The organism is Rhodopseudomonas telluris (assembly GCF_042432815.1).
GTDB lineage: Bacteria > Pseudomonadota > Alphaproteobacteria > Rhizobiales > Xanthobacteraceae > Rhodopseudomonas > Rhodopseudomonas telluris.
In genome coordinates, this window is sequence record NZ_JBHLWM010000001.1 from 752,377 (window position 1) to 778,876 (window position 26,500).

The 26,500-nt window shown below is 67.3% G+C and carries 24 protein-coding genes; 13 read left to right on the top strand and 11 right to left on the bottom strand.

The window, feature by feature from the left end; genetic code table 11:
• Positions 1–35 precede the first annotated feature (35 nt).
• The 3 genes from ACFFJ6_RS03440 to ACFFJ6_RS03450 form a co-directional block, all read right to left on the bottom strand.
• Positions 36–926 (bottom strand): ABC transporter permease, encoded by an 891-nt coding sequence (locus tag ACFFJ6_RS03440; RefSeq protein ID WP_378384380.1) that lies wholly within the window; start codon positions 924–926, stop codon positions 36–38.
• A 10-nt stretch (positions 927–936) separates the two neighbouring features.
• A complete protein-coding gene (locus tag ACFFJ6_RS03445; RefSeq protein ID WP_378384382.1) occupies positions 937–1,878 on the bottom strand; it encodes an ABC transporter permease in 942 nt (313 codons plus the stop codon).
• A gap of 171 nt (positions 1,879–2,049) precedes the next feature.
• Positions 2,050–3,180, bottom strand: coding sequence for a M20/M25/M40 family metallo-hydrolase (locus tag ACFFJ6_RS03450; protein WP_378384384.1), 1,131 nt, complete (start codon positions 3,178–3,180; stop codon positions 2,050–2,052).
• 266 nt (positions 3,181–3,446) lie between these two features.
• On the opposite strand from ACFFJ6_RS03450, the gene ACFFJ6_RS03455 reads away from it, so the two are divergent.
• Complete coding sequence (locus ACFFJ6_RS03455; RefSeq protein WP_378384386.1) at positions 3,447–5,057, top strand: ABC transporter substrate-binding protein; 1,611 nt, start codon at positions 3,447–3,449, stop codon at positions 5,055–5,057.
• Between the two features lie 315 nt (positions 5,058–5,372).
• Here the strand turns inward: ACFFJ6_RS03455 and ACFFJ6_RS03460 are convergent, their stop codons facing one another.
• Positions 5,373–6,005, bottom strand: a complete 633-nt coding sequence (locus ACFFJ6_RS03460; protein WP_378384388.1) for a hypothetical protein — start codon at positions 6,003–6,005, stop codon at positions 5,373–5,375.
• A gap of 373 nt (positions 6,006–6,378) precedes the next feature.
• On the opposite strand from ACFFJ6_RS03460, the gene ACFFJ6_RS03465 reads away from it, so the two are divergent.
• Together ACFFJ6_RS03465 and ACFFJ6_RS03470 are read left to right on the top strand one after the other, a co-directional pair.
• The gene (locus tag ACFFJ6_RS03465; RefSeq protein ID WP_378384390.1) at positions 6,379–7,485 is read left to right on the top strand and encodes a cyclic nucleotide-gated ion channel; all 1,107 of its coding nucleotides are present in this window, start codon (positions 6,379–6,381) and stop codon (positions 7,483–7,485) included.
• A 33-nt stretch (positions 7,486–7,518) separates the two neighbouring features.
• Positions 7,519–8,532, top strand: a complete 1,014-nt coding sequence (locus tag ACFFJ6_RS03470) for a CBS domain-containing protein (protein WP_378384392.1) — start codon at positions 7,519–7,521, stop codon at positions 8,530–8,532.
• Between the two features lie 199 nt (positions 8,533–8,731).
• Here the strand turns inward: ACFFJ6_RS03470 and ACFFJ6_RS03475 are convergent, their stop codons facing one another.
• From ACFFJ6_RS03475 to ACFFJ6_RS03485, 3 genes are all read right to left on the bottom strand, one after another.
• Positions 8,732–9,520, bottom strand: a complete 789-nt coding sequence (locus tag ACFFJ6_RS03475; protein WP_378384394.1) for a hypothetical protein — start codon at positions 9,518–9,520, stop codon at positions 8,732–8,734.
• Between the two features lie 28 nt (positions 9,521–9,548).
• On the bottom strand, positions 9,549–10,472 hold the full coding sequence (locus tag ACFFJ6_RS03480; protein WP_378384396.1) for a CHAD domain-containing protein: 924 nt from the start codon (positions 10,470–10,472) through the stop codon (positions 9,549–9,551).
• Between the two features lie 175 nt (positions 10,473–10,647).
• Positions 10,648–10,914 carry an immunoglobulin domain-containing protein gene (locus tag ACFFJ6_RS03485; RefSeq protein ID WP_378384398.1) on the bottom strand — a complete coding sequence of 89 codons (267 nt, stop codon included), beginning with the start codon at positions 10,912–10,914 and terminating at the stop codon, positions 10,648–10,650.
• 262 nt (positions 10,915–11,176) lie between these two features.
• Here ACFFJ6_RS03485 and iorA point away from each other — a divergent pair, with 262 nt between their 5' ends.
• The 6 genes from iorA to ACFFJ6_RS03515 are packed head-to-tail and all read left to right on the top strand — an operon-like array spanning position 11,177 to position 17,859.
• Positions 11,177–13,000: an indolepyruvate ferredoxin oxidoreductase subunit alpha gene (gene iorA / locus ACFFJ6_RS03490; protein ID WP_378384400.1), complete on the top strand. Its 1,824-nt coding sequence runs from the start codon at positions 11,177–11,179 to the stop codon at positions 12,998–13,000.
• A complete protein-coding gene (locus ACFFJ6_RS03495) occupies positions 12,997–13,941 on the top strand; it encodes a 2-oxoacid:acceptor oxidoreductase family protein (RefSeq protein ID WP_378384402.1) in 945 nt (314 codons plus the stop codon). The genes iorA and ACFFJ6_RS03495 overlap by 4 nt, the downstream gene beginning before the upstream one ends.
• Positions 13,938–15,098, top strand: a complete 1,161-nt coding sequence (locus tag ACFFJ6_RS03500; protein WP_378384404.1) for a 2-oxoacid:acceptor oxidoreductase subunit alpha — start codon at positions 13,938–13,940, stop codon at positions 15,096–15,098. Before ACFFJ6_RS03495 ends, ACFFJ6_RS03500 begins: the two co-directional genes overlap by 4 nt.
• 1 nt (position 15,099) lies before the next feature.
• The gene (locus ACFFJ6_RS03505) at positions 15,100–15,930 is read left to right on the top strand and encodes a thiamine pyrophosphate-dependent enzyme (RefSeq protein ID WP_378384406.1); all 831 of its coding nucleotides are present in this window, start codon (positions 15,100–15,102) and stop codon (positions 15,928–15,930) included.
• Positions 15,931–15,943: 13 nt separating this feature from the next.
• Positions 15,944–16,501 (top strand): 2-oxoacid:acceptor oxidoreductase family protein, encoded by a 558-nt coding sequence (locus ACFFJ6_RS03510; protein ID WP_378384408.1) that lies wholly within the window; start codon positions 15,944–15,946, stop codon positions 16,499–16,501.
• A 23-nt stretch (positions 16,502–16,524) separates the two neighbouring features.
• Positions 16,525–17,859 (top strand): phenylacetate--CoA ligase family protein, encoded by a 1,335-nt coding sequence (locus ACFFJ6_RS03515; protein WP_378384410.1) that lies wholly within the window; start codon positions 16,525–16,527, stop codon positions 17,857–17,859.
• A 116-nt stretch (positions 17,860–17,975) separates the two neighbouring features.
• On the opposite strand, the gene ACFFJ6_RS03520 is transcribed toward ACFFJ6_RS03515, so the two are convergent.
• From ACFFJ6_RS03520 to ACFFJ6_RS03530, 3 genes are read right to left on the bottom strand one after another with little or no spacing between them, the layout of a single operon-like run.
• Positions 17,976–19,172 carry an acyl-CoA dehydrogenase family protein gene (locus ACFFJ6_RS03520; RefSeq protein ID WP_378384412.1) on the bottom strand — a complete coding sequence of 399 codons (1,197 nt, stop codon included), beginning with the start codon at positions 19,170–19,172 and terminating at the stop codon, positions 17,976–17,978.
• 18 nt (positions 19,173–19,190) lie between these two features.
• Complete coding sequence (locus ACFFJ6_RS03525) at positions 19,191–20,327, bottom strand: acyl-CoA dehydrogenase family protein (protein WP_378384414.1); 1,137 nt, start codon at positions 20,325–20,327, stop codon at positions 19,191–19,193.
• A gap of 3 nt (positions 20,328–20,330) precedes the next feature.
• Positions 20,331–21,179 carry an enoyl-CoA hydratase gene (locus ACFFJ6_RS03530; protein ID WP_378384416.1) on the bottom strand — a complete coding sequence of 283 codons (849 nt, stop codon included), beginning with the start codon at positions 21,177–21,179 and terminating at the stop codon, positions 20,331–20,333.
• A gap of 460 nt (positions 21,180–21,639) precedes the next feature.
• Here ACFFJ6_RS03530 and exbB point away from each other — a divergent pair, with 460 nt between their 5' ends.
• From exbB to ACFFJ6_RS03545, 3 genes are read left to right on the top strand one after another with little or no spacing between them, the layout of a single operon-like run.
• The gene (gene exbB, locus ACFFJ6_RS03535; protein ID WP_378384418.1) at positions 21,640–22,434 is read left to right on the top strand and encodes a tonB-system energizer ExbB; all 795 of its coding nucleotides are present in this window, start codon (positions 21,640–21,642) and stop codon (positions 22,432–22,434) included.
• A gap of 3 nt (positions 22,435–22,437) precedes the next feature.
• Positions 22,438–22,878: a TonB system transport protein ExbD gene (gene exbD / locus ACFFJ6_RS03540; RefSeq protein ID WP_378384420.1), complete on the top strand. Its 441-nt coding sequence runs from the start codon at positions 22,438–22,440 to the stop codon at positions 22,876–22,878.
• A complete protein-coding gene (locus ACFFJ6_RS03545) occupies positions 22,875–23,771 on the top strand; it encodes an energy transducer TonB family protein (RefSeq protein WP_378384422.1) in 897 nt (298 codons plus the stop codon). Before exbD ends, ACFFJ6_RS03545 begins: the two co-directional genes overlap by 4 nt.
• Before the next feature lie 351 nt (positions 23,772–24,122).
• On the opposite strand, the gene ACFFJ6_RS03550 is transcribed toward ACFFJ6_RS03545, so the two are convergent.
• Positions 24,123–25,397, bottom strand: a complete 1,275-nt coding sequence (locus ACFFJ6_RS03550) for a cyclin-dependent kinase inhibitor 3 family protein (RefSeq protein WP_378384424.1) — start codon at positions 25,395–25,397, stop codon at positions 24,123–24,125.
• Positions 25,398–25,719: 322 nt separating this feature from the next.
• Here ACFFJ6_RS03550 and ACFFJ6_RS03555 point away from each other — a divergent pair, with 322 nt between their 5' ends.
• Positions 25,720–26,364 (top strand): hypothetical protein, encoded by a 645-nt coding sequence (locus tag ACFFJ6_RS03555; protein ID WP_378384426.1) that lies wholly within the window; start codon positions 25,720–25,722, stop codon positions 26,362–26,364.
• Positions 26,365–26,500: the final 136 nt, after the last annotated feature.

The following is a 26,500-nucleotide window of genomic DNA, read 5'->3' on the forward strand; positions in this document are numbered from 1 at the left end:
TCGCAATGACGGATCAAGCTGTGACGGTTCGGTGCTCATCGCGAACCCTCGCGCTGTTTCATGCGGGGATCGAGCGCGTCGCGCGCGGCGTCGCCGATCAGGTTGACGCTGAGGATCGCGATCGACAGCAGCACGCCGGGCCAGAAGATCAGCGACGGCTTGACCTGAAACAGCGTCCGGCCCTCGGCCATGATGTTGCCCCAGGTCGGCGTCTCCGGGCTGATGCCGGCACCGAGGAACGACAGGATCGCTTCGGTGAGGATCGCCGAGGCCGCGATATAGGTGCCCTGGACGATCAGCGGCGCGACCGTGTTGGGTAGCAGATGCCGCGCCATGATCTTCGGCAGGCTTGAGCCGACCGAGATCGCGGCTTCGACGTAAGGCTCCTCTCGCGCCGTCAGCACCACCGAGCGTACCAGACGCGCGACGCGCGGAATCTCCGGGATGGTGATGGCGATCAACACGGTGGTGAGACTCGCACCTGACAGCGACACCACGGCGATCGCCAACAGGATGCTGGGGATCGCCATCAGGCCGTCCATCAGCCGCATGATGATGGCGTCGAGCCATTTGAAGAAGCCGGACAGCAGGCCGACCACGAGGCCGATCGCGATGCTGACGATCGCGGCGCCGACGCCGATCAGCAGCGAGACGCGTCCGCCATACAGGATGCGGGACAGCACGTCGCGGCCATAAGCGTCGGTGCCGAGCAGGAACTGTGCGCTTGCCGGCTTCAGCCGCTGCGCCGGCGCCAGCAGCAGCGGATCGTGCGGCGCCAGCCACGGCGCGAAGATCGCCGAGGCGACCACCAGCGCCAGGCAGATCGACGCGGCGGCGATGATCGGGCTGGAGTACAGGAAGCCGAACTTCTGGCCGAACGGCCGCGTGATCGGCATCGAGGATTCGGGGAGGCTGTCGATGGCCATTGTGGTTCCCCTAATACCTGATCCGCGGATCGAGCAGCGTGTACGCTACGTCGATCAGCAGGTTGACGGCGACGTAGATGCCGGAGGTGAGCAGGATCATGCCCTGGATCACCGGGTAGTCGCGCGCCAGCACCGCATCGACGGTGAGGCGGCCGATGCCGGGCAGGTTGAACACGCTCTCGGTGACGACGACGCCGGAGATCAGCAGCGCGAAGCCGGTGCCGATCACGGTGATCACCGGCACGGCGGCGTTGCGCAGCGCATGGCGCAGCAGCACGCGGCTTTCCGTGATACCCTTGGCGCGCGCGGTGCGGACATAGTCCTCGCCGAGCACGTCGAGCATCGCTGCCCGCGTCATACGGGCGATCAGGGCGATGTAGATGAAGGACAGCGTCAGCGTCGGCAGCACCAGCCGTTCGAAGAACGGGCCGAAGCCGCGCGACATCGTGCGGAAGCCCTGCACCGGAAACCAGCGCAGGTCGATCGCGAAGATCTGGATCAGTACATAGCCGATCACGAACACCGGCACCGAGAAGCCGATCACCGACAGCGCCATCACGAAGCGGTCGATCCAGGTGCCGTGCTTCCATGCGGCGATGACGCCGAGCGGCACCGCGATGATGATCGAGAGCAGAAGGGTGGAGATCGCGACGCTGATCGTCGGCTCGATCCGCTGGCCGATCATCTGCAGCACCGGCACCTGTGAAATCAGCGAGACGCCGAGATCGCCGTGCAGCAGCTTGCCGATCCAGCTGAAGAACTGGGTGTAGAGAGGCTCGTTGAGGCCGAGCGAGGCGCGGATGCGCGCGAGCTGTTCGGGGGAGGCGTTGTCGCCGGCGAGGATCGCGGCCGGATCGCCGGGCGTCAGTCGCAGCAGCAGGAATACGACGAGCGCGACGACGCCCATCACCGGGATGGCCGCAAGAATGCGGCGGATCAGATAGCCGAGCATCGACGCTCCATCGTTGAAGCAGACTGCCGATTAGCGAAATTTATCCGCGTGATGCTGTTCGTCATTATCGCCTGTGTCCGTGCTGCAGAACGATGCGATCTGCTGCTGAAGAATGAGCAATTCCCATGCCATGGAACGCGGCGCAACCGACCCGGTTTGCGCCGCGCGCTATCATGCGAGCGTTGCGAGCAATCCGGCCATCAATCGTCCGCGTTCGGCCAAGCTGTCGACTTCGATATGCTCGTTCAGCGTGTGCGCGTCGGCGCCGCGCACGCCGAGGCCGTCGAGTGTCGGAATGCCCATCGCGCCGGTGAAGTTGCCGTCCGAGCCGCCGCCCGCGCTGCCGTGCGGCAGGCTCATGCCCAACTGCGCGGCGATGGCGGATGCCTTTTCATACAGCGCCATCGTGCCGGCGTCCGGCTCCCACACCGGGCGCGTGACGCCGCGGGTGACTTCGAAGGTGACGTCGTTGCTGGTGCCGGACAGCGCCAGCATGCGCTCGACGCCGCGATCGAGATCGGCCTGCCGCTTGGCCATGCTGAGCGCTTCGCCGGTGCAGGTGGTGGCGACGCAATTGACCCATTGGCCGCCGTGCACGATGCCGACGCTGAAGGTGCAGTCGTCGCCGGTCATCGCGTCGATCGCCAGGATCTGCCGCGCCATTTCGCGGATTGCCGAGCGGCCCGACGACAGCGTGGCGCCGGCGTGGCTGGGCTTGCCGGTGGCGGTGAGGTTGAAACGGGCGATCGCATAGCGGCCGGTGACGACGCCGTTGTCCGGGCGTCCCGGTTCCGGCACCAGCACGTATTTGTTGCGCGCCGCTTCGGCCTCGATGATGTCACGGGTCGATGGCGTACCGACTTCCTCGTCGGGCGTGAATAGTATCGTGATCGGCAGCGGCGTGGTGAACGACGCGCGTGCGAGCTGGCGGATCGCTTCGAGCGTCAGGTAGTTGCCGCCCTTCATGTCGAAAATGCCGGGGCCGAACGCCTTGTTGCCCTCGCGGCGAAACTTCAGCTTCTCGATGGTGCCGACTGGATGCACGGTGTCGAGATGGCCGGCGATCAGGATGCCGGGTTCGCCCATTCGCGGATGCGGAAAACGCGCGCGCACGCAGCCTGCGAAACCCTGCCGTCCGGCGATGCGTTCGATCGACGCACCCATGATCGCCATGTCGCGCGCAGCAAGATCGAGCATGCGTTCGACTGCGGAGGAGTCCCAGGTCGGACTCTCGCACTCAACCCAGGCGCGCAGTCCTTGCAGCATCATTTCGGAATCAAACGGCAAATTGGCAGGGTTCATGGGCTACTCGCGGTTGGGACGGCGGCTACGAGAAAGATTGCGAGCGCATTTGTAAAGTGAAACATGCGTGCCGCCTCGGCGTCGGAGCGGCATGCAGGCCTGCGGCGACCGGATTGACGCTTGGCACGCTTGGTGCAAGTCTTGATAGTCACGGTGCTGCAACGCGCAATAACTGCGCGGCGTCGCATTGTTGTGTGCCGTCAAATCTGTCGTCCTGCCCAAGCAATCATCTGCTGTTGATCAGTTTCACGCCAGGAGAACATCGTATGTTGCATAGGTCGCATTGGCTGCGTTCAGTAGCTGCGTCCAAATTCATGCTGCCGGCGCTCGCGCTCGCAGCGTCGCTGACGCTCCCCGCACTTGCCGATGCCAAGACCATTCACGCGGTGATGCATTCCGATCTGCGCGTGATCGATCCGGGGCTGACCACCGCCTACATCACGCGCGACCATGGCTACATGGTTTACGACACGCTGCTGGCGATGGATGCGAACTTCAAGGTCCAGCCGCAGATGGCGGATTGGAAAGTGTCTGACGACAAGCTGACCTACACCTTCACGCTGCGCGACGGACTGAAGTGGCACGACGGCACGCCGGTGACGGCGGAAGACTGCGTCGCCTCGCTGAAGCGCTGGGGCCAGAAGGACGGCATGGGCCAGAAGCTGATGGACTTCACGGCCAGCCTCGAGGCGACCGACGCGAAGACCATCACGCTGAAGCTGAAGGAGCCCTACGGCCTGGTGCTGGAGTCGATCGGCAAGCCGTCGTCACTGGTGCCGTTCATGATGCCGAAGCGCATCGCCGAAACGCCGGCCGACAAGGCGATCCCCGAGCAGATCGGCTCCGGTCCATTCAAATTCGTCGCCGCTGAATTCCAGCCGGGCGTCAAGGCGGTGTACGTCAAGAACACGGACTACGTGCCGCGCAAGGAGCCGCCGAGCTGGACCTCCGGCGGCAAGGTCGTGAAGGTCGACCGCGTCGAGTGGATCACGATGGCGGACGGGCAGACCGCGATCAACGCGCTGCAGTCCGGTGATATCGACTTCGTCGAGGCGCCGTCGTTCGACATCCTGCCGGTGCTGAAGCAGGACAAGGAACTGACGATCCACACGCTGAGCCCGCTCGGCTTCCAGACGCTCGGCCGGATGAACTTCCTGTATCCGCCGTTCGACAACGTCAAGATTCGCCGCGCGGCGTTCCTGGCGATGAGCCAGAAGCCGGTGCTCGACGCGCTGGTCGGCAATCCTGAATACTACACGGTGTGCGGCGCCGTGTTCGGCTGCGGCACGCCGCTCGCGACCGACGTCGGATCGGAGACGCTGGTCAAGGGCAACGGCATGGCCGAGGCCAAGAAGCTGCTCGCCGAGTCCGGTTATGACGGCACGCCGATCGCGCTGATGGCGCCCGGCGACGTCGGCGCGCTGAAGGCCCAACCGATCGTCGCGGCGCAGTTGCTGCGCGAGGCCGGCTTCAAGGTCGACTTCCAGGCGACCGATTGGCAGACCGTGGTGACGCGTCGCGCCAGCCAGAAGCCGCCCAAGGACGGCGGCTGGAACATGTTCTTCACCAACTGGGCCGGCCCGGACATTCTCAATCCGGTCGCCAACGTCTCGACCGGCGGCAAGGGCAAGAACGGCGGCTGGTTCGGCTGGCCGGACGATCCCAAGGTGGAGCAGCTGCGCGACAAGTTCGCCCGCTCGACGTCTCCGGAGGAGCAGAAGAAGCTCGCCGAGGAGATCCAGAAGGAAGTCTACGACGAGGTGCTGTACATCCCGCTCGGCCAGTACAAGGCGCCGAGCGTGTGGCGCAACGAACTCACCGGCGTGCTCGACGGCCCCGCCACCCCGGTGTTCTGGAACATCGACAAGAAGGAATAGCGGCGCGGCACCGGTCGCCGCGACGACAACATCACCAGACCGACCTTCGCCGTTCCGTCTCCGCGGGACGGCGAAGTGCTGTTGAGGATTGGCAGCACACGTGGGGGAGGGGAGCGTCTCCCCCGTCATTGCGAGCCAACGGGTCGGCGCATAGCGCCGCCCGATGACAGGCTCCGCGAAGCAATCCAGCGCAGTGCACGGAGCTGGATTGCTTCGTCGGCTGCGCCTCCTCGCAATGACGGGAGGGGCGTGCGACCAGCTGCAACAAAAAGCCCGGCGCGAGGCCGGGCTTCGTATCGCCGAGGGCGAAACGCGTTACTTGCGTGCGCAGGACACCGAGATGCTGCTGGCGCTCGGGCTGCAGCGGGCCGTCATCAAGCCGTCCTTGACCTGAAGCTGATCGGTCAGCCGGGCGGTGCCGCCGCTGATGCAATAGGCAGAGGCCAGTGTTTCGTCCGCGTTGCAGGACACCGGGCAGCCGTTCGAGCCGCAGCTCGACGAGGTCACGGTGCGCACCGCACCGGGCGTCGCCATGCTGGCCATCGCATTGCTGGCGGCTGGCGATGGCGCGGCTGCGGGCGCCGGGGTTACGGCAGGCTTCTCCGCCGCTGGCGCAGCGGCAATGGCGGCGGGTGCCGGTGCCGATGCGGGTTCGGCAGGCGCGCTGTCCTCTGCGGTCACGGTCGCGACCGGGGCATGATCCATGCTGCCGGCCGCCACGTAAACCACGAGGGCGCCGACCACGATCGCCGCGCCGACAATGGCCGGGCCGGCCGGGAGGCCCTTCAGCCGCTCGGTCATCGACGTCATCGTTGCGGAAAACGAGCCCCCGCTCCAGGAGAGCCCGCGCGTGCGCATATCGTCGAACGCCAGGTAAGCCACTATCACGAGGCCGCCGCCGAAGAAGATGAGGATCAGAAGCGGCCCGATCGCGGAGAGATACTCCATGTCACTGTCTTTCCATCCGTGCCATGCGCGGCGGGCGTGTATAGGGGGTGCTCACCGCAAACTTCATTGTCGAATATCAAAGAACATGCGCCGAAATGGTCAGGTTGAGGTAAATCAAAACCTCGCGCCGGCCGAGAGCGACGTGTAGCACAGCTTTGTTGCTCGCGTCATCGTGAGCGGATCATGCTTCGGGATATGGTTTCCACCCCGCGGCATTCACCCTCCCGGCGCAGCGATGCGACGACCCCGACCTCGTCAATCCGCGTCCCCCCAGGACAGTTCCGGCGCCGTGATCCAGATCAACAGGCAGGGTGACGCGAAGCGGTTTAACTTTCTCTAACAAGCCACGACCCGGCGAGCCGCCATCGCCCCGATGACACGCATCGACTCGATCCCATCCCGCCGCTGGCGTCGGCTGTCGTGGCTGCTGCCGAACGCGCTCACCACCGCGGGCGTCGTCGCCATGGTGCTGGGCACCGCGCCGGACGTCGATGCCCGGTTCGACGAGATCCTGGGGCAGGTCATGCTGGCCGTGGCGGCGGTGCTGGCGGCCGTGTTCATCGTCAACCTCTGGAAGGCGGCCGCGCAGCGGCGCTCGCACCAGTACCTCGCATCCAGCAACGGCATGGTCGATTTCGTCTGCGCGGCGGCTCTCCCGCTGGGCTGGGCGCTGGCGCCGGTACCGCACGACGCACGGCTGTTCGCGCTGGTGTGGACGCTACGCTACATCAGCCACGCCAACGGGCTGTCTCTGTTCTGGCGGGTGATGGTGCGCAGTCGCATCGCGTTGTTCAGCATCGCCGGGCTGTTCGTGGTGGTCACCCTGACGGCCGCGACGCTCGCCCATGTGTTCGAGCGCGGCGCCCAGCCGCAGGCGTTCGGCAGCATCGAGCGGACGCTGTGGTGGGCGATCGCGACGCTGACCACCACCGGTTATGGCGATGTTGTGCCGACCACGATCTGGGGGCGCCTGCTGGCCGGCTGGGTGATGGTCGGCGGCATCGTGATGTTCGCGTTGCACGCCGGCATCATCGCCACCGCCTTCGCCGAGGAACTGCAGCGCCGGCACTTCCTGCGCACCTGGGAGCTGGTGATCAGCGTGCCGCTGTTTCGCGATCTCGGCGCCGCCGCGGTCGCCGATATCGTACGGTTGCTGCAATCGCGCGACGTCGAGGCCGGCACCGTGGTGATGCGCAAGGGCGATCCTGGCGACACCATGTACTTCATCGTTTCCGGCGAAGCGACCGTCCACATCGCGCCGAAGCCCGTGGTGCTCGGGCCCGGCAGTTTCTTCGGCGAGATGTCGCTGCTGTTCGGCGGTCCGCGCACCGCCACAGTTGTGGCGACGAAGCCGAGCGTGCTGCTGGTGCTGGACATCGCCGATCTTCACGATCTCGCGGGGCGGCGGCCCGAATTCGTCAATCTGATCGAAACCGAAGCTAGACTGCGGCGCGATCGGAATGACGGCACCGCAGGATGACGGCGATCGCATTCGACAGTGAGGGACGTAAGCATGAAAGCAGCAGACGTGATGACCACCCGGATCGTGACGGTGCGGCCCGACGCGTCGGTGCACGCAGTCGCGGAGACGCTGCTGGCGCACGGCATCAGCGCGGTGCCGGTGGTCGACGAGCATGGCGCGCCGCTCGGTATCATCAGCGAAGGCGACCTGATGCCGCGCAACGAGAAAGCGCGGGAGTCGCGCCGCGACTGGTGGCTGCAGATGCTGTCCGAAGGCGGCGAGGTGCATCCGGACTATCTGCAATTCCTCAAATCCGATCATCGCACCGCCGCCCAGATCATGGTGTCGCCGGTGTTGACCATCGACGAGAACCTGCCGATCGCCGAGATCGCCGATCTTCTTTACGAGAAGAACATCAAGCGCGTGCCGGTGCTGCGCGACGGGCGCGTGGTCGGCATCGTCAGCCGCGCCGATCTGCTGAAGACGCTGGCCGCCCCGGCGCATGCGCATCCGCGCGATCCGGTGCACGACGACGGCCACCTGCGGCCGGTCGCCTCGGACAAGCTCGAAGCGCTGTCGCACCGTGGCGAAGTGGCCGCGCCGCAACCGCCGCACGATCCCGCAGCCGACGAATTTTCCGCCGCTGCGTTCCAGCAGCTCGGCGCCGAGCACGAACGGCATGAAGAGGAGCAACGACGCGAAGCGAAGCGCGTCGCCGAGGAGAAGCATCACCGTCAGGCCAGCCAGATGCTGGAGGCGCATCTCACCGACGAGGCGTGGGAGCACATGATGCACAACGCCCGTGCCATGGCCAAGAAGGGCGAGGCGGACTATCTTCTGTTGCGCTTTCCCGCCGAGCTGTGCACCGACCACGGCCGCGCCGTGAACGTGCCGGACCCGGAATGGCCGTCGACGCTGCGCGGCATGGCGGCCGACATCTATCTGCGCTGGAAAGCCGAGCTCCGTCCGCACGGCTTCAGCCTGACCGCCCGCGTCGTCGATTTCCCCGACGGCATCCCCGGCGACATCGGCCTGTTCCTGAGCTGGGCCAAGCACGAGGATTGATTGACGCGTGCGTGCTGCTGCACAGTTAGAGCGCGTCGTCGAGTGATTGAAATGATACGGCCTTTCCAGAGGCACTGACTCCTCATCCTGAGGAGCCCGGCAAAGCCGGGCGTCTCGAAGGATGAGGCCACGGGTACTTGCGGCCCATGGTTCGAGACGGCGCTGCGCGCCTCCTCACCATGAGGTCGTGCCTTTGCAGTCAGATCTTCAAATTGCGATACACCGAGACTTCGCGTTCACGGGCCAGTCGGGCATCGTCGCCGGCGCGGATGCCGCGCCAGCCGTTGAAGAACACCACGATGGTGGTGATCAGTCCGGTGATCTTGCCGATCAGGAATCCGAACGGGAAGATCAGCCGCTCCGGCGGCAGGATGAATTGCGAGCCGAGGAAGATCAGCACCGCATTGCCGAAATACGCCGTGCGGTACAGCGTCTTCTCCTTCCAGGCGCTGCGCGCATAGGGCTTGGAGTTTTTCTTGACCGCCTTGTTGTAGCGCGGGTTGGAGAGCAGCCCCCACATCCGTCGCTTCTTTGGCAGCGCGCGTGGCCCGGCCAGCAGCGCACGGAAATGCGTGCGCATCTGCCAATGCGCCAGCAGTGCCAGCAGCAGATTGCCGATCACCAGAACGGCCTTCAGCTCCCACAAGGACAGCAACAGCTGCGCGGCAAGATCGACGAACAGCAGATGGATGACGGCGTTCAGCACGAAGGCCGAGCGATGGAATGCGGCGCGATTGATGTCGCCGACCTTCTCGTCGATGAACGCCGCGCCCGGCTTGCTGGCGCCGAGCTGCAGCAGCGTCGCGCGCTGCGGTTCGGTCAAGGGCCAGCTCTTGCCGAGCTCGGCGATCGTCAGCTCCGGCGCTCCACGCTTGATCCGGAATGTCGCCTTCGCCGACCAGCCGGAGATGCGCGCCAGCCATCGCCGGGTCACGGCGAAGCGCGAGGTCGTTGCCGCATCGACAAGTGGGTGGGTGTCTGGCTGCATCGGGTCCATCAGCGGTTGTGCTGCGTGGTCATTCACCGAAAAGCGGCGTGTCTGCAAGCCTGCGCGCGGCCTTCAGCGCCGCCTTCATCTGATCGTCCCGTGCCGCATCACTGTCGGCTGCGACGTCTTCGGCCGCCTTCGCGGCGCTCGCCGTCTTGCGTTGCGACTTACTTGCAACATTCGCCGCCAGATCGCGCTGCACGGCGGCATCGTTCAGAACGCCGAGCGCGTCGAGCAGTTTCTTCAGCCGCGTGCTGAACTTCGCCAGCCGTTTGCCGCTCTTGCGTCCGGCGAACAGGCTCTCGAAGAAGCCGGCCGCGTAATACAGTTTCTTGGCGGCGATCCTCACCCGGTGGCGCTGCTCGTCGTCCAGCTCTTCGAGCCGGTCGAGTTTGCCGATCAGATGGCGGGCGCGACGCTTCAGGGTGCGCTTGGCGAATGTCCTCGCCATGTCCGGCACGTCCTGCGCGGTCTGGGCCTTGTCGGCGGCGTCGACCCAGCGCTGCAGATCGGCCAGCAGCTTGGCGAAGCGCTTGTCGGTGACGGTGCGGCTCGCGGTCGCGAAGGCGCTGGCGCGGTCGGCCGCGACGCGCTTGCGGAATGCGGCCGAACCGACGCCGCCCGCCTCCTGCAGCCTCAGATCCATCAGATGCAGGTCGCGCGCCGGCCCGAGCCGGCCGGTGAGCCACTTGAGCTCCCGCTTCAGCCGTTCGGTCTCGGGCCCGTGCACCAGCGCGGCGAAGATGGTGATGACGACCCGCGTCCGGCGGAGCGCGATGCGCATCTGGTGGACGCCGACCGGGTCGCGCTGCTGCACCAGAGCCTGCTGCGCCGCGATGCGACCGATCAGAGCGGTGGTGATTGCTCGGAACGCCTCGGTTGTCGTCTTGTCCGAATCCAGAACGATCGTATCGGAAGCCGGCTTGAGTGGCGCCGGCGAGGCACGTTTCACAGCCGTTCGACGCCCCGCAACGCGCGGAGCGGACACAGCTTTCTTGACAACTCGACGCATATTATCCCGCAGCGGCACCCATCCGCCGCGACAATCTAGCAGCTTTCCGGCCGAAATGGGCCCCGCAGGCGCGCCGCGCCGTGGAAAAATGTCGCGCGGCGTGGTGAACGGCTCACTATGCGCGTTGCAGAACCTGCAGCGGATAGCCGATCAGCTTGGCGGCCGCGAACGCGATTCCCATGCCGACCAGCGCCGCGACCGCCTGACCGCCGTAGAACCAGACGAGCGAGTCCGGATCGGGATTGAGGCGCACCGCGAGATCCAGGCACCACAGGATCGCGACGATGCCGACCACCATCACGATGAAAAGCTGCATCCGCTGAACCGCGGCCTCGATCCGGGCCATGCGCGCTTCGACATGCTTGTCGGGGACCGTCGTCATTCCGTCCTCACTGTCAACCAAAGTTCTAGGCCGTGCGATCGCGTTGCGATCCATTCCTGCTAACAGCGCTCTCGCTGCAGCGCACCCGAAGTGATTCTGCACAAATGCCGTGGCGGCACGATTAGTCCGTCGTCGTAGTGATCATCACGATCGGCATGCCCGTTGACTTAGCTCAAATACGTCAGAAGGTAAATTTGGGAAACAGGGCCCCTTTACAGCTAATCTAATCGCCGCAGCGGCGCGCGCTTGGGGGGAGCTCTTCATGCATACACCTTGGCAAGCTGCGACGACGCTGAAGGGCGAGCCCAAGGAGCTACGCCCGCTCACCGGTAACGAAGCGATCGCCCGCGCCGCGTGGGAAGCCGGCGTCCGCGTTGCCGCCGCCTATCCGGGCACGCCGAGCACCGAGATCCTCGAAAACCTCGGCACCTATCCGGCCGAAGACCTGCACGCGCAATGGTCGACCAACGAGAAGGTCGCGCTGGATGTGGCGATCGGCGCCTCGTTCGCCGGCTCGCGCGCGCTGTGTGCGATGAAGCATGTCGGCCTCAACGTCGCCGCCGACGCGCTGATGTCGTTCGCCTATATCGGCGTCAATGGCGGGCTGGTGCTGATCGTCTGCGACGATCCCGGCATTCACTCGTCGCAGAACGAGCAGGACAGCCGGATCTACGGCCTGCTCGGAACGCTTCCCATTCTGGAGCCGAGCGACGCGCAGGAGGCCTACGAATTCACCAAGCTCGCCTTCGACATCTCCGAGCAGTTCGACACCCCGGTGATCGTGCGCAGCACCACGCGGCTGTCGCACACCCGCAGCACCGTCTCGGTCGGCCTACGCTGCGAGGTGCCGGCCCGGGTGTTCCTGGAGAAGCCGTCCAAGAACGTGATGATTCCGGCGCATGCCCGCGGCCGTCATGTCGCCGTGCTGGAGCGCGAGGCCAAGCTGAAGGAGTACTTCGCGGTTTCGGCGATCACCCAGTGGGAAACCGGCGATCCCAGCTTCGGCATCGTCACCGCCGGCACCTGCTATCCCTATGTGCGCGAAGTGCTGCCGAACGCCACCGTGCTGAAGCTCGGCGCGTCTTCGCCGCTCCCCGAACAGTTGTTGCGCGACTTCTGCGGCTCGGTCGATCGGGTCTTTGTGGTCGAGGAGCTGGAGCCGATCATCGAGAAGGAGATCGCGTCGCTCGGCATCAAGGTCGAGGGCAAGCGCTTCTTCCCGCGCGCCGGCGAGTTCTCGCCCGAAGTGGTGCGCGCCGGCCTGGTGCAGGCCGGGATCCTGCCGTCGCCGCCGTCGCTCAACGCCTGGGTGCCTGAGCCGATCGTGCGGCCGCCGGTGCTGTGCGCCGGCTGTCCGCACACCTCGAGCTTCATGGCTGTGCGCGCCTCCGGCGCCCGCGTCGCCGGCGACATTGGCTGCTACACGCTGGCGGTGCTCGATCCGCTGCGCGGCATCGACACCTGCGTGGCGATGGGCTCGTCGATCGGCAACGCCGTCGGCATGTCCAAGGCCGGCGAGACCAAGCCGGTCGTCGCCACCATCGGCGACTCGACCTTCCTGCACGCCGGCATCCCGGCGCTGATCGACGCGGTCTACAACCAGGCCAACATCGCCGTGATGCTGCTCGACAACCACATCACGGCGATGACCGGCGGCCAGGAACATCCGGGCACGGGCCGGACGCTGCGCGGCGATCCGGCGCCGCAGATCAACTACGAAGCGCTGATCCGCGCCTGCGGCGTGCAGTGGGTCAAGACGGTTGATAGCTACGATCTCGCCGCCACGCATCAGGCGCTGCGCGAGGCGATTGCCTATCGGGGCGTCGCGGTGCTGATCTCAAACCGGCCCTGCGTGCTCGATCCGATCAAGATCAAAGGGCCGCCGCTTGAGATCAATGCCAGCCAGTGCACCGCCTGCCAGTCCTGCATGAACCTCGGCTGCCCGGCGCTGACCTGGAGCGACGAATGGTTCGAGGGTCGCCACCGGATCAAGATCGATCCGGCGCTGTGCATCGGCTGCACGCTGTGCGCCCAGGTCTGCACCATCGACTGCATCAAGATTGCAACGCCTCCGGTGACGCCATGAACGAGCAGAGCAAGGTCGCCGCACTCGGCGCGGACAGCGAGCCTTTCGCCTTCAACGCGGCGCTAGCCGAGCCGTTCAACGTGCTGATCGTCGGCGTCGGCGGCCAGGGCGTCATCATGGTGTCGAAGGTGCTGGCGGCGCTGGCGCAGGCGCACGGCTTCGAGGTCAAGCAGAGCGAAGTCCACGGCATGGCCAAGCGTGGCGGCACCGTGTTCAGCCACGTCCGGTTCGGTCAGCGGGTCTGGTCGCCGACCATCGCCAAGGGCGAGGCCGACGTGCTGATCGCGCTGGAATGGGCCGAAGGCCTGCGCTGGCTGCCGCATCTGAAGCGCGACACCGGCGTGTTCATCTGCGACACCAAGCGCATCGTGCCGCCGTTCGCCTGCCTCAACCGCCGCCTCGGCGCGCCGCTGCGCTATTCGACCGAGACCGCCGAGCAGGTCTCGGCCTATGTCTCCGAGGCCTACGCGATCGATGCGACGCGGATGGCCGAGGAGCTCGGCAACGACCGCGCCGCCAACGTCGTGCTGCTCGGCGCGCTGTCCACCGTGCTCGAATTCTCGCTGCCCGAATGGGAGAAGACGGTCACCAGCTTCGTGCCGAAGAAGACCATCGCGGTGAACACCGCAGCGTTCGAGCTCGGCCGCAACTGGATCGTCGGGGCCAAGACCGCGCCGCCCACAGGCAACGCGGCGCCCAAAGCCGCGCCGGTTCATACGCATTATTCGGCGCGGCTCGAAATCACCGACGCCTGGTGCAAGAGCTGCGAGATCTGCGTCAAGCTTTGTCCGGAGCGCTGCCTGACACTGAACGCCGACCGCATCGCCACCATGACGGCGCCGGAGAAATGCACCGGCTGCCGGCTGTGCGAGTGGCTGTGCCCGGACTTCGCGATCCGCGTCCATCTCGACACCGAAGCGATGATGGAGGCGGCGCGATGAACGCGATCGATCGTTCGCACGCCAAGCCCGCCGCCAAGCTGCTGTCCGGCAACGCCGCCTGCGCCCAGGGCGCGATCGACGCCGGCTGCACGTTCTTTGCCGGTTATCCGATCACGCCGTCGTCCGAGATCGCCGAGCGGCTGTCGGTGCTGTTGCCGAAGGCCGGCGGCGTGTTCATCCAGATGGAAGACGAGATCGCCGCGATGGCCGCGGTGGTCGGCGCCTCGATGGGCGGCGTCAAGGCGCTGACCGCGACATCCGGTCCCGGCTTCTCGCTGAAGCAGGAGAATATCGGCTACGCAGCCGGCGCGGAGATCCCCTGCGTCATCGTCAACGTGATGCGCGGCGGTCCCTCGACCGGGATGCCGACGCGGCCGTCGCAGGCCGACATCTTCCAGACCCGCTACGGCAGCCACGGCGACTATCCGATGATCGTGCTGGCGCCGGCCTCGGCGCGCGAGATCTACGACGAGACGCTCCGCGCGTTCGATCTCGCCGAGACCTGCCGGACGCCGGTGATCCTGCTGTACGATCAGGTGATCGCGCAGTCGTCGGAGACGGTGGCGCTCGGCGGCCGTCCGCCGGCGCACGCCACCCGCAAATGGGCGAGCGGCCCGCGCGAGAGCTACAAGCCTTATGCGGCGGGCGGCGATCTAGTGCCGCCGATGCCGCGCCCCGGCGACGGCTATCGCACGCATACGACAGGGCTGACGCACAGCGAGAGCGGCTTCCCATCGCAGGATCCGGAGACGGTGACGCGCAATCTCGGCCGGCTCTATGCCAAGCTAGAGAAGCATCGCGACCTGATCGACAGCTACGAGGCGGTGTGCTGCGAAGATGCCGAGGTGGTGATCGTCGCGATCGGCATCAGTGCCCGCGCTGCGCGCCGCGCCGTCGATGCCTGCCGTGCCGAGGGCCACAAGGTCGGGCTGTTCCGTCCGATCACGCTGTGGCCGTTCCCGGAGATCGCGCTGCGCGAGGCGACCCGGACCGCCAAGGCGATCCTCGTGCCCGAACTCAACATCGGCCAGCTCCGGCTCGAGATCGAGCGCCTGCTGCGCGATCGCCGCGTCGAGGGCCTGCACCTGATCAGCGGCGAGCCGATCACGCCGGCGCAAATCGTCGCCGCCGCCACCAAGCTCGCCACGGAGGTCTGAGATGTTCCGCGACGCGCCGCATTTCGACGTCCGCGATTATCTCCGCAAGGAGATGATGCCGCACTTCCTGTGCCCCGGCTGCGGCCACGGCATGGCGCTGCGCGCGCTGCTGTGGGCGCTGCACGAACTGAAGATCGACCGCGACAAGCTCGCGGTGGTGTCCGGCATCGGCTGTGCCGGCCGGCTGTCGGCCTATATCGACGCCAACACCTTTCACACCACGCACGGCCGGCCGCTGGCCTATGCGACGGGCCTCGCGCTGGCGCGGCCGGATCTGCATGTCGTGGTGATCACCGGCGACGGCGACTGCCTGGCGATCGGTGGCAACCATCTGATCCATGCCTGCCGGCGCAATCTCAAGCTGACCTGCCTGATGCTCAACAACGAGATCTACGGCATGACCGGCGGCCAGGTGTCGCCGACCACGTCCGAGACGCGGCTGACCACGACCACGCCGCACGGCAACACCGAGCCGAATTTCGACGCCTGCGCGCTGGCGATCGCCGCCGGCGCCGGCTTCGTCGGCCGCGAGGTGACGCGCCACGTGCCGAAGATGAAGGAACTGATCAAGGACGGGCTGCGGCATCCGGGCTTCGCCTTCATCGAGGTGCTGTCGGACTGCACCGAGGTGTATGGTCGCAAGAACGACATGGGCTCGTCGTCCGAGATGGTGCTGCGGCAGAAGAGTGACATGCGCCCGTCGGCGTATCGCGACAGCGTCGACGAACCGTTCCGCTCGACAGACCTGCCGACCGGCGTGCTCGCCCGCAACCATCGCCCGGAATACGGCGCTGCGCTGCGCGCCGCCGCCGCCGCGCGTGCCGCCAAGTAACAGGAGCGAGACGATGCCGAAATCCCGGATCGAACTGCGCTTCGGCGGCACCGGCGGGCAGGGCCTGGTGCTCAGCGCCAAGCTGCTCGCCGACGCGCTGGCGCTGGAAGGCCGCCACGTCGCACAGTCGCAGACCTACGAGCCGACCTCGCGCGGCGGCTTCTGCAACGCCGACCTGGTGGTCGCGGCCGGCGAGGTCGACTATCCGCTGCCGGTCGCATTCGACTATCTGGTGCTGCTCGACAAGATCGCGGTGAAGCCGTCCTGGCCGCGGCTGAAAGCCGGCGCGCTGGTGATCGCGGATACGCGGCTGTGTCCCGAACTGCCGGCCGGCGATGGCAAGCAGTTGTCGCTGCCGCTCAGCCGCACCGCGATCGAGCTCGGCAGCGAACGCGTCACCAACATCGTCGCGCTCGCGGCGCTGATCGAGCTGACCGGGCTGTGCAAGCACAAATCGATCGAGCAGGTGGTGCGCGCCTCGTCGCCGCGCGGCTTCCTCGACCTCAACCTGGACGCGCTCGCCGCCGGCTACGACTTGGCCAAGGCGCCCGCCGTTGCGGCGGCCTCCTGATTTTCCGACAAAGGATCGTTTCGATGAGCGCCCAGCCCGCATTGCGTGAACCCGCCGTTTACATGCACGACCGCCTCATCGAGACCATGCCGCGGCCGCAGCTCGCGGCGCTGCAGTTCGAGCGGCTGCGCAAGATCGTCGAGCGGGCGTATCGCGACGTGCCGCACTATCGCCGGAGCTTCGACGAAGCGGGCGTCAAGCCGGGCGACCTGACGTCGCTCGCGGACATCGCGAAGTTTCCCTTCACCAAGAAGACCGACCTGCGCGACCACTACCCGTTCGGCATGTTCGCGGTGCCGCGCAATCAGATGCCGCGGATCCATGCCTCGTCGGGCACCACCGGCAAGCCGACCGTGGTCGGCTACACCCGCAACGATCTCGACGTCTGGGCCGATCTGATGGCGCGCTCGATGGTCGGCGCCGGGGTGTCGCCGGACGATATCGTCCACAATGCCTATGGCTATGGCCTGTTCACCGGTGGCCTCGGCGCGCATTACGGCGCCGAGCGGCTCGGCTGCACGGTCGTGCCGGCGTCGGGCGGCGGCACCGAGCGGCAGGTGGGGCTGATCGCCGATTTCGGCGCCAACGCGCTGTGCTGCACGCCGTCCTATGCGCTGAACATCGCCGAAGTCGCCGAGCAGATGGGCGTCGATCTGCGCAACGCGCCGCTGCGGGTCGGCCTGTTCGGCGCCGAGCCTTGGTCCGATGCGATGCGCCGCGATCTCGAGGCGCGGCTCGGCATCAAGGCGGTCGACGTCTACGGTCTGTCGGAGATCATGGGCCCCGGCGTCGCCTGCGAATGCGCCGTGGCGCAGAATGGCCTGCACGGCTGGGAAGATCACTTCCTGTTCGAGACGATCGATCCGGAAACCTTGCAGGTGCTGCCAATGGGATCGGTCGGCGAGCTGGTGATCACCACGCTGACCAAGGAAGCGCTGCCGATGATCCGGTATCGCACCCGCGACATCACCAGCCTCTGCACCGAGCCCTGCGCCTGCGGCCGCACCCACCTCCGGATCATGCGCGTCACCGGCCGCGACGACGACATGCTGATCATCCGCGGCGTCAACGTCTATCCGTCGCAAGTGGAGTCGGTGCTGATCGGCTTCCCCGGCATCGCGCCGCACTACCAGATCGTACTGACGCGCGACAAGGCGCTCGACGCCATGACGGTCGAAGTCGAGATCGCCCCGGACGCGCCCCGTGACGAGGCGGCGCTCGCCAAGAAGGCCGCCGAGGTGACGCACCACATCAAGTCGCTGATCGGCGTCACCTGCAGGGTGGCGGTGAAGTCGCCCGGCGACGTCCCGCGCTCGCAGGGCAAGGCGGTGCGGGTGAAGGATCAGCGGAATATCTGATCACCTTTCCCCGTCATTGCGAGCGGAGCGAAGCAATCCAGAAGCCCAGTTGCATTGCGCTGGATTGCTTCGTCGCTGCGCTCCTCGCAATGACGGAGTGGGGCTGGTCTTGGTCGTTACAGCCCCAGCACCAGCTTGCTGATAATGTCGCGCTGGATCTCCGAGGTGCCGCCGAAGATGGTGTAGGCGCGGCCGTTGAGGTGCGTCGGCATGATGGCGAGTTCGTCCTCGGGAATCGCCGGCGGGGCGTTGAGGCGGTGCAGCGGGCGGGTCGGTTCGACATACAGGCCGTCGGTGCCGATGACGTCGACGCCGAGCCGGCTCACCGCCTGATAGATCTCGCTGGTGCGCAGCTTGAGGATCGACGACACCGCGCCGGGGTTCTGGCCGTTCTGCAGTGCCGACAGCACGCGCAGCTCGGTCATTTCCAGCGCGTCGATATCGACCTCGGCCTCCGACATCCGGATCGCGATGTCCGGATCCTCGATCGCCCGGCCGGTCGCCTCCGACTCGGCGAGCGCCGCCGTCCGGTGCAGCGCCTTGCGCAGCTTGGCCGAGGCGATGCCGGAGCCGCGCTCGAATTCCAAGAGATACTTGCCGTAGGTCCAGCCCTTGCCTTCCTCGCCGACCAGGTTTGACGCCGGAATCCGGACGTCGTCGAAGAACACCTGATTGACCTCGTGGTCGCCGCCGATGGTGAGGATCGGCCGGATGGTGATGCCGGGGCTCTTCATGTCGATCAGCACGAAGCTGATGCCGTCCTGCTGGCGCGGTTCGTCGCTGGTGCGCACCAGCGCGAACATCATGTTGGCGTTGTGGGCGTGGGTGGTCCAGATCTTGGTGCCGTTGATGACGTACTCATCACCGTCGCGGACCGCGCGGGTCTTCAGCGACGACAGGTCCGAGCCCGAGCCCGGCTCCGAATAGCCCTGGCACCAATAATCCTCGCAGGACAGAATCCGCGGCAGGAAGTAGTTCTTCTGCTCCGGCGAGCCGAAGCCGATGATGACGGGGCCCACCATCTTGACGCCCATCGGCGTCGGCGAGGGCACGCCCGCATGGGCGCACTCGGTCTCGAAGATCCAGCGCTGCGCCGGCGTCCAGCCGGTGCCGCCATATTCGACCGGCCAGCCCGGCGCGCCCCAGCCCTTGGCGTTGAGGGCGCGCTGCCACGGCACGCCGGTCTCCGGCTCGGAGAACACGGACGCATTCAAAGACTCCGCCCGCTTCATGTCGGGCGTCAGGTTGGCCGCGATGAAGTCGCGGACTTCCTGCTGAAAGGCGAGCTCGGCTTCGCCGAAGGTCATATCCATATCGATGCCTCGCTTTGCTTAAACAGGCCGGCCGCTGAGCGCGGCGTGGCGGCGATAATGGTGGGTGCTGCCGCCGAACAGCGTCTCGAACGCCAGCAGACGTTTGAAGTAAGCGCCGACGTCGAGTTCATCGGTGACGCCCATGCCGCCGTGCAACTGCACGGATTGTTCGGCGACGAAGCGTGCGCCGTTGCCGATCTTGGCCTTGGCGCCGGAGGCGGCGCGGCCGCGCTCGGCGGCGTCGGCATCCGCCTTCAGCGCCGCGCGCAGAGCCATCGAACGGGCCTCGTCCACCTGCACCGACATGTCGGTGAGGCGATGCCGGATCACCTGATTGGCCGCGAGCGGCCGGCCGAACTGCTTGCGCACCTTGGTGTAGTCGAGCGTCTTGTCGGTCAGGGTCTGCATCATGCCGACCGCTTCGGCCGACATCGCGGCGAGCGCGCGATCGACCACGGCCTCGACCGCCGGATACGCATCAGTGTCGGCGCCGAGCATCGAGTCGGCCGGCACGCGCACATCCTCCAGCGTCAGATTGCAGGCGCGTCCGCCGCCGAGCCGCGGATAGTCGGCGAGCGTCAGGCCGGCCGCATCGCGCGGCACCAGGAACAGCCGCAGCGAGCCGCTGCCGTTGTTCGCCAGCCGCGCCGGGACGATCAGCTGATCGGCCGACCCGCCGTCCAGCACCGCGACCTTGGCGCCGTTGAGCACGTAGTGATCGCCGTCCTTGCGCGCCGTGGTGTCGACGCGCGACAGGTTTGCGCGCGCGGCGCGTTCGGTATGGGCGAAAGCCAGTCGCAGCGTGCCTTCGGCAATCTGCGGCAGCAGCGCCGCCTTCTGTTCGTCGCGTCCGTGTTCGGCGACGAGGCCGGCGCCGAGCACCACGGTCGACAGATACGGCTCGCTGACGAGGCCGCGGCCGAACGCTTCCATCAGGATGCCGACTTCGATCGCGCCGCCACCGATGCCGCCATGCTGTTCGGGTAGCGGCAGCGCCAGCCAGCCGAGATCGGCGAACTGCTTCCAGATCGCCTCACTGAAGCCGAACGGCTCCCTGGCGTTGTGCTCGCGCAGCTTGGCCGTGTAGGTCTCGGCGATGAAGCGGTCGGCGCTTTCGCGCAGCAGCCGCTGTTCGTCACTGGGCGTGAGATCCATCGCTTACACCTTCACCTGTTTGCGCACCGACGGATGCAGTCCCGACGGATCGACGATCATTCCAAACTCCTGCAGATTGTGAGCGTGACAGAGCTGATGCAGCGCGAACGCTTGATCGATCGCGGCCGGCTGGCCCTGAATATCGACCGAGCGGTTGACCGCCTCCTTGGTCATCTTCAGCGCGAAGGCGGGCTTGGCGGCGATGCGCTGGGCGAGCGCCAGGGTGAAAGCTGATAGTTCGGCGGCCGGCACCACGTGATTGACCATGCCGAGCCGGTACGCGTCTTGCGCGCTCCAGCTATCGGCGGTGAACAGCAGCTCCTTGGCCTTGCGCGGGCCGAGTTCCCACGGGTGCACGAACCATTCGACGCCGCACACGCCCATCGTCACCACCGGATCGCAGAACTCGGCATTGTCGGCGGCGACGATCAGGTCGCAGGCCCAGGCCAGCATCAGCCCGCCGGCAATGCACTTGCCGTGCACCTCGGCGATGGTCGGCTTGGCGAGATTGCGCCAGCGCCGTGTGATCTGCAGATAGATCTCCTGCTCGCGCGCCATTCGCCCATGTGCGCCGGGCTCGCGGAAGCCGCCCCAGGCGCCGACCGGCGCAAAGTCGATGCCGGCTTCGTTCTTGGTGGTGGCGCGCAGGTCATGCCCGGCGGAGAAATGCGGGCCCGCGCCGGCGAGAATGATCACCTTGACCGTATCGTCCTGCACCGCATCGTCGAACGCTGCGTTGAGGTCGTAGGTCATCTGCAGATTTTGCGCGTTGCGCGCCTCCGGCCGGTTCATCACGATCCGCGCCACCGCCGGATCGGGACGTTCGACCACGAGCGTCTCATAGGCGCCCATGCATCCTCCCGTTTCTTGTTGTGCCGGCGTGCGCCGGGTGTTGTTCCGGATAGTCTGGCAGGTCGGCGGCGCGACCGCAAATCCGAACTGATGCGGCACAGCGAGCTTATTCCGCACGGCGGCGCAGTAGCGAAGACATTCGAGCTTTCGCCGCACGCACAACCTCATGGTGAGGAGGCGCGGAGCGCGGTTTCGAACCATGGGCCGCGAACGGATGCGTGGCCCCATCCTTCGAGACGCCCGGCTGCGCCGGGCTCCTCAGGATGAGGACTCGGTGCATGTGGATGGGTTGAGCCGGGTGCACCAGATGACGACCCGATCCCGCTTTGAGCCAGAACAATCCGCACGCCGCGTGGCTATGCGACAGGTGAGGGGCGGGCCAAGCGCCGGCCAGATTTGATTTTTTCGCTGCGCCGATCCGTGCGATAGGTCCCGGCCCTGTGTTCCCCGCCAAGAGTGGATGATGCCGCAGTTCCGCGTTGCCCCGATGATCCGCAAGCCCGCGCTCGGCCTCATGGCCGCGGCGCTGCTGATCGCACCGTCGGGCGCGGAGGCGGCGAACGCGCTGGCGACGCTGCCGCGCGATCTGTCGCCCTGGGGTATGTTCACTGCCGCCGACATCGTCGTGAAAGTGGTGATGGTCGGGCTCGCCGTGGCCTCGCTGGCGACCTGGACGGTGTGGCTGTCCAAGACCATCGAGCTCCGCCGCGAGACCGCGCGCGCCCGCGCGGCGCTGGCTCAGCTCGAGACCGACACCACGCTGGCCGAGCTGCGCAGCACCGAGGCGAAGGACGGCGTCGGGCAGCTGATCCAGACCGCGGCGCGTGAAGCGCAGCTCTCCGGCTGGAATTTCGACGACGATTTCAAGGAGCGGGTCGCGCTGCGGCTGGAGCGTACTGAAGCGGCGATGTCGCGCAAGATCACGCGCGGCACCGGCATCCTCGCCACCATCGGCGCGGTGGCGCCGTTCGTCGGCCTGTTCGGCACGGTGTGGGGCATCATGAATGCCTTCATCGGCATTTCCGAAGCGCACACCACCAATCTCGCCGTGGTGGCGCCGGGCATCGCCGAGGCGCTGCTCGCCACCGCGCTCGGCCTCGTCGCCGCGGTGCCGGCGGTGGTGATCTACAACTACCTGGTCCGGCAGATCGCCAATTATCGCGCGCTGCTCGGCGACGCTTCGGCGCAGGTGCTGCTCTTGGTCAGCCGCGATCGCGGCCGCTCGGCGCGGCTGATGGCGCGGGCCGCGGAGTAGGGCATGGGCGTGCGGCTCGGCGTGAGGAGGCGGCAGGCCGCGGAGGACGATCTCGCGGTCGCGCACGAGATCAACGTCACGCCGTTCATCGACGTGATGCTGGTGCTGCTGATCATCTTCATGGTGGCGGCGCCGCTCGCCACCGTCGATCTCGGCGTCGACCTGCCGGCAAGCACGGCGGCGCCGCAGCCGCGCCCGGACAAGCCGGTGTATCTGACGCTGCAATCCGACCTGACGCTGGCGATCGGCGAAACGCCCGTCGCGCGCGATGCGCTGGACGCCGCGCTGCAGGGCGCGACGAACGGCAACAAGGACGAGCGCATCTTCGTCCGCGCCGACAAGGCGGTCAGCTATGGCGAGTTGATGGCGGTGATGAACCTGCTGCGCGACGCCGGCTATCTCAAGGTCGCGCTGGTCGGCCTCGACGGGCGTGACAGCCCATGAACGTGTACGCGCTGCACGACGAGCCCGGACGCGGCCGCGCCTCGCAATGGATGGCGTCGGCGATCGCGATCGTCGCGGCGCACCTGCTGCTGATCGCTGCGGCGCTCGCCTGGTATCAGCAAGCCCCGCCGCCCGGCGTCGAAATGCCGGCCATCATGGTCGATCTGTCGCCGGCGCCCGCCGCACCCGCGCTGCAGCCGCAGGACCTTGCGCCGGGACCGCAGATGCAGCAGGCGCAGCCGGAGGCCGAGCGGGCCGAGCCGGAGAAACCCGCCAAGGAGCCGACCGCGCTGCAAGCGCAGCCGCAGGTCGAACCGCAGGCTGTGCCTGTCCCGGTCGCGTCGGCGCCCGAGGTCATGCTGCCGCCGCAAGCACAGCAGGCCGAGCCCGTAAAGCAGCCCGAGGCGGCGAAGCCGATCAGCAAGCCCGTCAAGCCGGAGGCGAAGCGGACCGCGCGCGAGGAGCCGAAGCGCAAGCCGGCGCGCGCCGAGCCGAAGCCGGAATCGCGCGAGCCGCCGGCGCCGCGCACCACCGCCGCGCCGCTCGCCGAGCGTCAGGCATCGCTGCAATCCTCGCCGCAGGCCGGCCGCGCCGCGGCGGCGGCCGCGCTGCCGTCCTATCGCGATCGGCTCGCCGCGCATCTGGCGCGCTACAAGCAATATCCCTCCGGCTCGAAAGCCGCCGGCGAGCAGGGCACCGCGATGCTCAGCTTCACCGTCGGCCGCAGCGGCCACGTCCTCGGCAGCCGCCTCGCCCGAAGCACCGGCCACCCCGCGCTCGATGCCGAAACGATGGCCATGATCCAGCGCGCCCAGCCGCTGCCATCGTTCCCGCCGGAGATGACGCAGTCCTCGCTGAGCTTCACCGTCCCGGTGAACTTCTCACTGCGCTAACAGCACCGCATCGGAGAAAGACGTGGATGGCCGGGACAAGCCCGGCCATGACGAGTCGTGTAACCCGAGTCCCCGCCCCAAGCCGCAGCGCGCTCCCTCGCCCGCTCGCGGGAGAGGGCTGGGGTGAGGGCGCCCCGGGCACCGACTCAGCCACTCTTTGAGAGGAGTGCCCTCACCCGGATCGCTGCGCGATCCGACCTCTCCCGCAAGCGGGAGAGGTTGCGCCGTGCTCGGCGCGAGGCCCGTGACTACGAGCTGATCATAGCCCCAGCCCCAAGCCGCAGCGCGCTCCCTCTCCCGCGTGCGGGAGAGGGCTGGGGTGAGGGCGACGCGGGCACGGCCTCTCTCCAACTAATCGATCGCCGTCGCGCGTTCCACCACTGCCTGCTGGGCGCTGGTTTCGATCGCGCCGCGGCCGCGGGCTTTGCGGACCTGAGCGATCGCCTCGAGCGGCGGCACGCCGAGTTCGACCAGCAGGCGCGCCGCGATCATGCCGGCGCGGCCGAGGCCGCCTTTGCAATGCACGACGAGGTCGTGGCCGTCGCGGAGCTGTTGGCGGATGGGGCGGCCCTCGCTTGCCCAGCGGCGTTCGAAGTCCGCGGTCGGCGGGTGATAGTCCGGAATCGGCAGATGCAGCCAGCGCATCGCGCGGCGCTGCACTTCCTCGCCGAGTTGCGGCACGCGTAGCAGCGCGAGTTCGCTCGGCTCGACCAGCGTGATCACCAGGCTGGCGCCCCAATCGCGGATGGCGTCGAGATCGGCGCCGAGGTCGCGCGCCCAGCCGCCGGTCAGTGCGGTGGCGTCGTGCTTGCCGGGGCAGAAGGTGATGCCGATCCGGCCGTGCGCCGGGCTGGCGCGGACTTCGGCGATCTGCAGCGGATGCGTCGTGCTGGTACGCAGCCCGGCCAGCCGCCGGGCCCGCGGCGCCGGCGCGCCGGCCTCGGCCACGCGCCGCGCCAGATCGTCCCGCCGCGCGATCAGCAGCGCGGTCATCGCCTGCGCGGGCGGCGTGTCGCCGAGCACGCCGCTCACCGTCTCGCCGATCGCCGCGTCGCTGATCGCCGCCACCTTGGCGACCGACGCCGCCAGCGCGTGCGGCGTCATCGCGCTGAACACGCTCGCCGCCACCGCATTGCTGCGCGGATCGCGCAGCGTGTCGAACTCGGTCGCGGCCGGTCCGAAATCTGTCTTCACGGCGCCACGCGCGCGAAACGCCAGCGCGCCGCCCTGGTCGATGCGCACCACCGCGCCGCTGCGGGTGACCAGCACATTGTCGAGGTCGGCGCCGAGCACGTCGCGATTGCCGAGCCAGGCATCGACGGCGAAGTCGCGGCACACCGCGGCGGCGACGCCGGGGGCGGGGGACGACAGCGCTTCGCCGAGCGAGGCGCCGCGCACCACCGCGCTCGCCACCGCCAGCGCGCCGCCTCGCCGCACCAGCTCGACCTCCGCCACCGCGGTGCCGGCCAGCCGATACAGCCGGTTGGCGAGTAGCTCGTTGCGGGCATGATCGTCGCTCGGCGGCGTCTTGACGTACCACGCGCGGCCGTCGCCATCGGCGACCAGCGCCGCCGGCGTCGACCCGGCCTGTCCGCCGATCACCGTCCAGCCGGAAGCATCCCGCAAACCAGGTCTCCGCCAATCGTTCGCCCGCGCGCATGGCACGCCACGACAAGCCGCGCGTCGTGGCGGGCCCGCCGCACTTCCGCATCCTTGCGACCGCAGCCGCGATCGCCCTGCGCTGGATCAAACCGCCGCGCGTCGCCGCAGCGATCAGTTCAGCCTCACCGGGGCCGGGCGCGGCGCTGCGTCGCACTTAACGCACGTTAACCCCTCCTTAACCCGCGTTAACCAATGCTGGGTTTGTTTCTGTTTGTTTCCATCCTGCGATGCGGCCCGCGCGGCGCATCGGCAGGCCAGCGATTTCAGCGGAGGCGCGGATTGCGCCATGGCAGCGATTACGTCCACCACCAATCAGATCTCGCCGGCCGCCGAGCGGATGTACGGCCTCAGCCGGCTGGTCGGTGAGTGGAAGGGCAAGTGGGCCGGCAACGGCCAGGACGTCGGCTTCAAGGTCATCAACATCCGCGGCGCCACCGCGCAGATCGAATACACCCATCACGGCCGCACCGAGCGCGGCGTCGCGTCGGTCAAGGACGGCACGCTCACCTTCGGCAACGTGACGATCGGCACCAAGAACGGCAAGACCGCGGCGCTGGTGTTCTCCGCCGGCGGCGGCAAGGCCAGTGCGTTTCTCGAGAAGCAGCAGCCCGCGACCGAGACCAACATGCTGGTCGGCAGCTGGGGCGGTCACTCCGACGACACCCAGGGCACGTCGAGCTTCCGCGTGCTGTCGATCGACGGCAAGGAGGCGAAGGTCTCGACGACGATCAACGGCATCACCCGCGAGGGCACCGGCCTCGTCTACAAGAACGTCATCATGTTCGGCCAGGCGCAGCTTTCGACCGAGGACGGCAAGAGCGGCCGGATCATCGTCCAGTCTGGCTTCAAATCCTTCGTCGTCCCGGCCACGAAGTACCCACCCGCGACCACCACAGCGACCACGACCTCCGGCGTCAACAAGCTGGCGTAGCCGCTCACGTGATCAGCCCGCTACGGGCACGGCCTGCTCCCTCTCCCGCTTGCGGGAGAGGGCCGGGGTGAGGGCGACGCGGGCAGTGAGTTGAATCCGGACCACATGGTCGGCCGGATTAGCCGTATCGTCGGCC

What these genes read in the sequence shown, in the direction of transcription:
- ACFFJ6_RS03440 (WP_378384380.1), bottom strand. Translation starts at nt 926, where the DNA reads ATGGCCATCGACAGCCTCCCCGAATCCTCGATGCCGATCACGCGGCCG.
- ACFFJ6_RS03445 (WP_378384382.1), bottom strand. Translation starts at nt 1,878, where the DNA reads ATGCTCGGCTATCTGATCCGCCGCATTCTTGCGGCCATCCCGGTGATG.
- ACFFJ6_RS03450 (WP_378384384.1), bottom strand. Translation starts at nt 3,180, where the DNA reads ATGAACCCTGCCAATTTGCCGTTTGATTCCGAAATGATGCTGCAAGGA.
- ACFFJ6_RS03455 (WP_378384386.1), top strand. Translation starts at nt 3,447, where the DNA reads ATGTTGCATAGGTCGCATTGGCTGCGTTCAGTAGCTGCGTCCAAATTC.
- ACFFJ6_RS03460 (WP_378384388.1), bottom strand. Translation starts at nt 6,005, where the DNA reads ATGGAGTATCTCTCCGCGATCGGGCCGCTTCTGATCCTCATCTTCTTC.
- ACFFJ6_RS03465 (WP_378384390.1), top strand. Translation starts at nt 6,379, where the DNA reads ATGACACGCATCGACTCGATCCCATCCCGCCGCTGGCGTCGGCTGTCG.
- ACFFJ6_RS03470 (WP_378384392.1), top strand. Translation starts at nt 7,519, where the DNA reads ATGAAAGCAGCAGACGTGATGACCACCCGGATCGTGACGGTGCGGCCC.
- ACFFJ6_RS03475 (WP_378384394.1), bottom strand. Translation starts at nt 9,520, where the DNA reads ATGCAGCCAGACACCCACCCACTTGTCGATGCGGCAACGACCTCGCGC.
- ACFFJ6_RS03485 (WP_378384398.1), bottom strand. Translation starts at nt 10,914, where the DNA reads ATGACGACGGTCCCCGACAAGCATGTCGAAGCGCGCATGGCCCGGATC.
- iorA (WP_378384400.1), top strand. Translation starts at nt 11,177, where the DNA reads ATGCATACACCTTGGCAAGCTGCGACGACGCTGAAGGGCGAGCCCAAG.
- ACFFJ6_RS03495 (WP_378384402.1), top strand. Translation starts at nt 12,997, where the DNA reads ATGAACGAGCAGAGCAAGGTCGCCGCACTCGGCGCGGACAGCGAGCCT.
- ACFFJ6_RS03500 (WP_378384404.1), top strand. Translation starts at nt 13,938, where the DNA reads ATGAACGCGATCGATCGTTCGCACGCCAAGCCCGCCGCCAAGCTGCTG.
- ACFFJ6_RS03505 (WP_378384406.1), top strand. Translation starts at nt 15,100, where the DNA reads ATGTTCCGCGACGCGCCGCATTTCGACGTCCGCGATTATCTCCGCAAG.
- ACFFJ6_RS03510 (WP_378384408.1), top strand. Translation starts at nt 15,944, where the DNA reads ATGCCGAAATCCCGGATCGAACTGCGCTTCGGCGGCACCGGCGGGCAG.
- ACFFJ6_RS03515 (WP_378384410.1), top strand. Translation starts at nt 16,525, where the DNA reads ATGAGCGCCCAGCCCGCATTGCGTGAACCCGCCGTTTACATGCACGAC.
- ACFFJ6_RS03520 (WP_378384412.1), bottom strand. Translation starts at nt 19,172, where the DNA reads ATGGATATGACCTTCGGCGAAGCCGAGCTCGCCTTTCAGCAGGAAGTC.
- ACFFJ6_RS03525 (WP_378384414.1), bottom strand. Translation starts at nt 20,327, where the DNA reads ATGGATCTCACGCCCAGTGACGAACAGCGGCTGCTGCGCGAAAGCGCC.
- ACFFJ6_RS03530 (WP_378384416.1), bottom strand. Translation starts at nt 21,179, where the DNA reads ATGGGCGCCTATGAGACGCTCGTGGTCGAACGTCCCGATCCGGCGGTG.
- exbB (WP_378384418.1), top strand. Translation starts at nt 21,640, where the DNA reads ATGATGCCGCAGTTCCGCGTTGCCCCGATGATCCGCAAGCCCGCGCTC.
- exbD (WP_378384420.1), top strand. Translation starts at nt 22,438, where the DNA reads ATGGGCGTGCGGCTCGGCGTGAGGAGGCGGCAGGCCGCGGAGGACGAT.
- ACFFJ6_RS03545 (WP_378384422.1), top strand. Translation starts at nt 22,875, where the DNA reads ATGAACGTGTACGCGCTGCACGACGAGCCCGGACGCGGCCGCGCCTCG.
- ACFFJ6_RS03555 (WP_378384426.1), top strand. Translation starts at nt 25,720, where the DNA reads ATGGCAGCGATTACGTCCACCACCAATCAGATCTCGCCGGCCGCCGAG.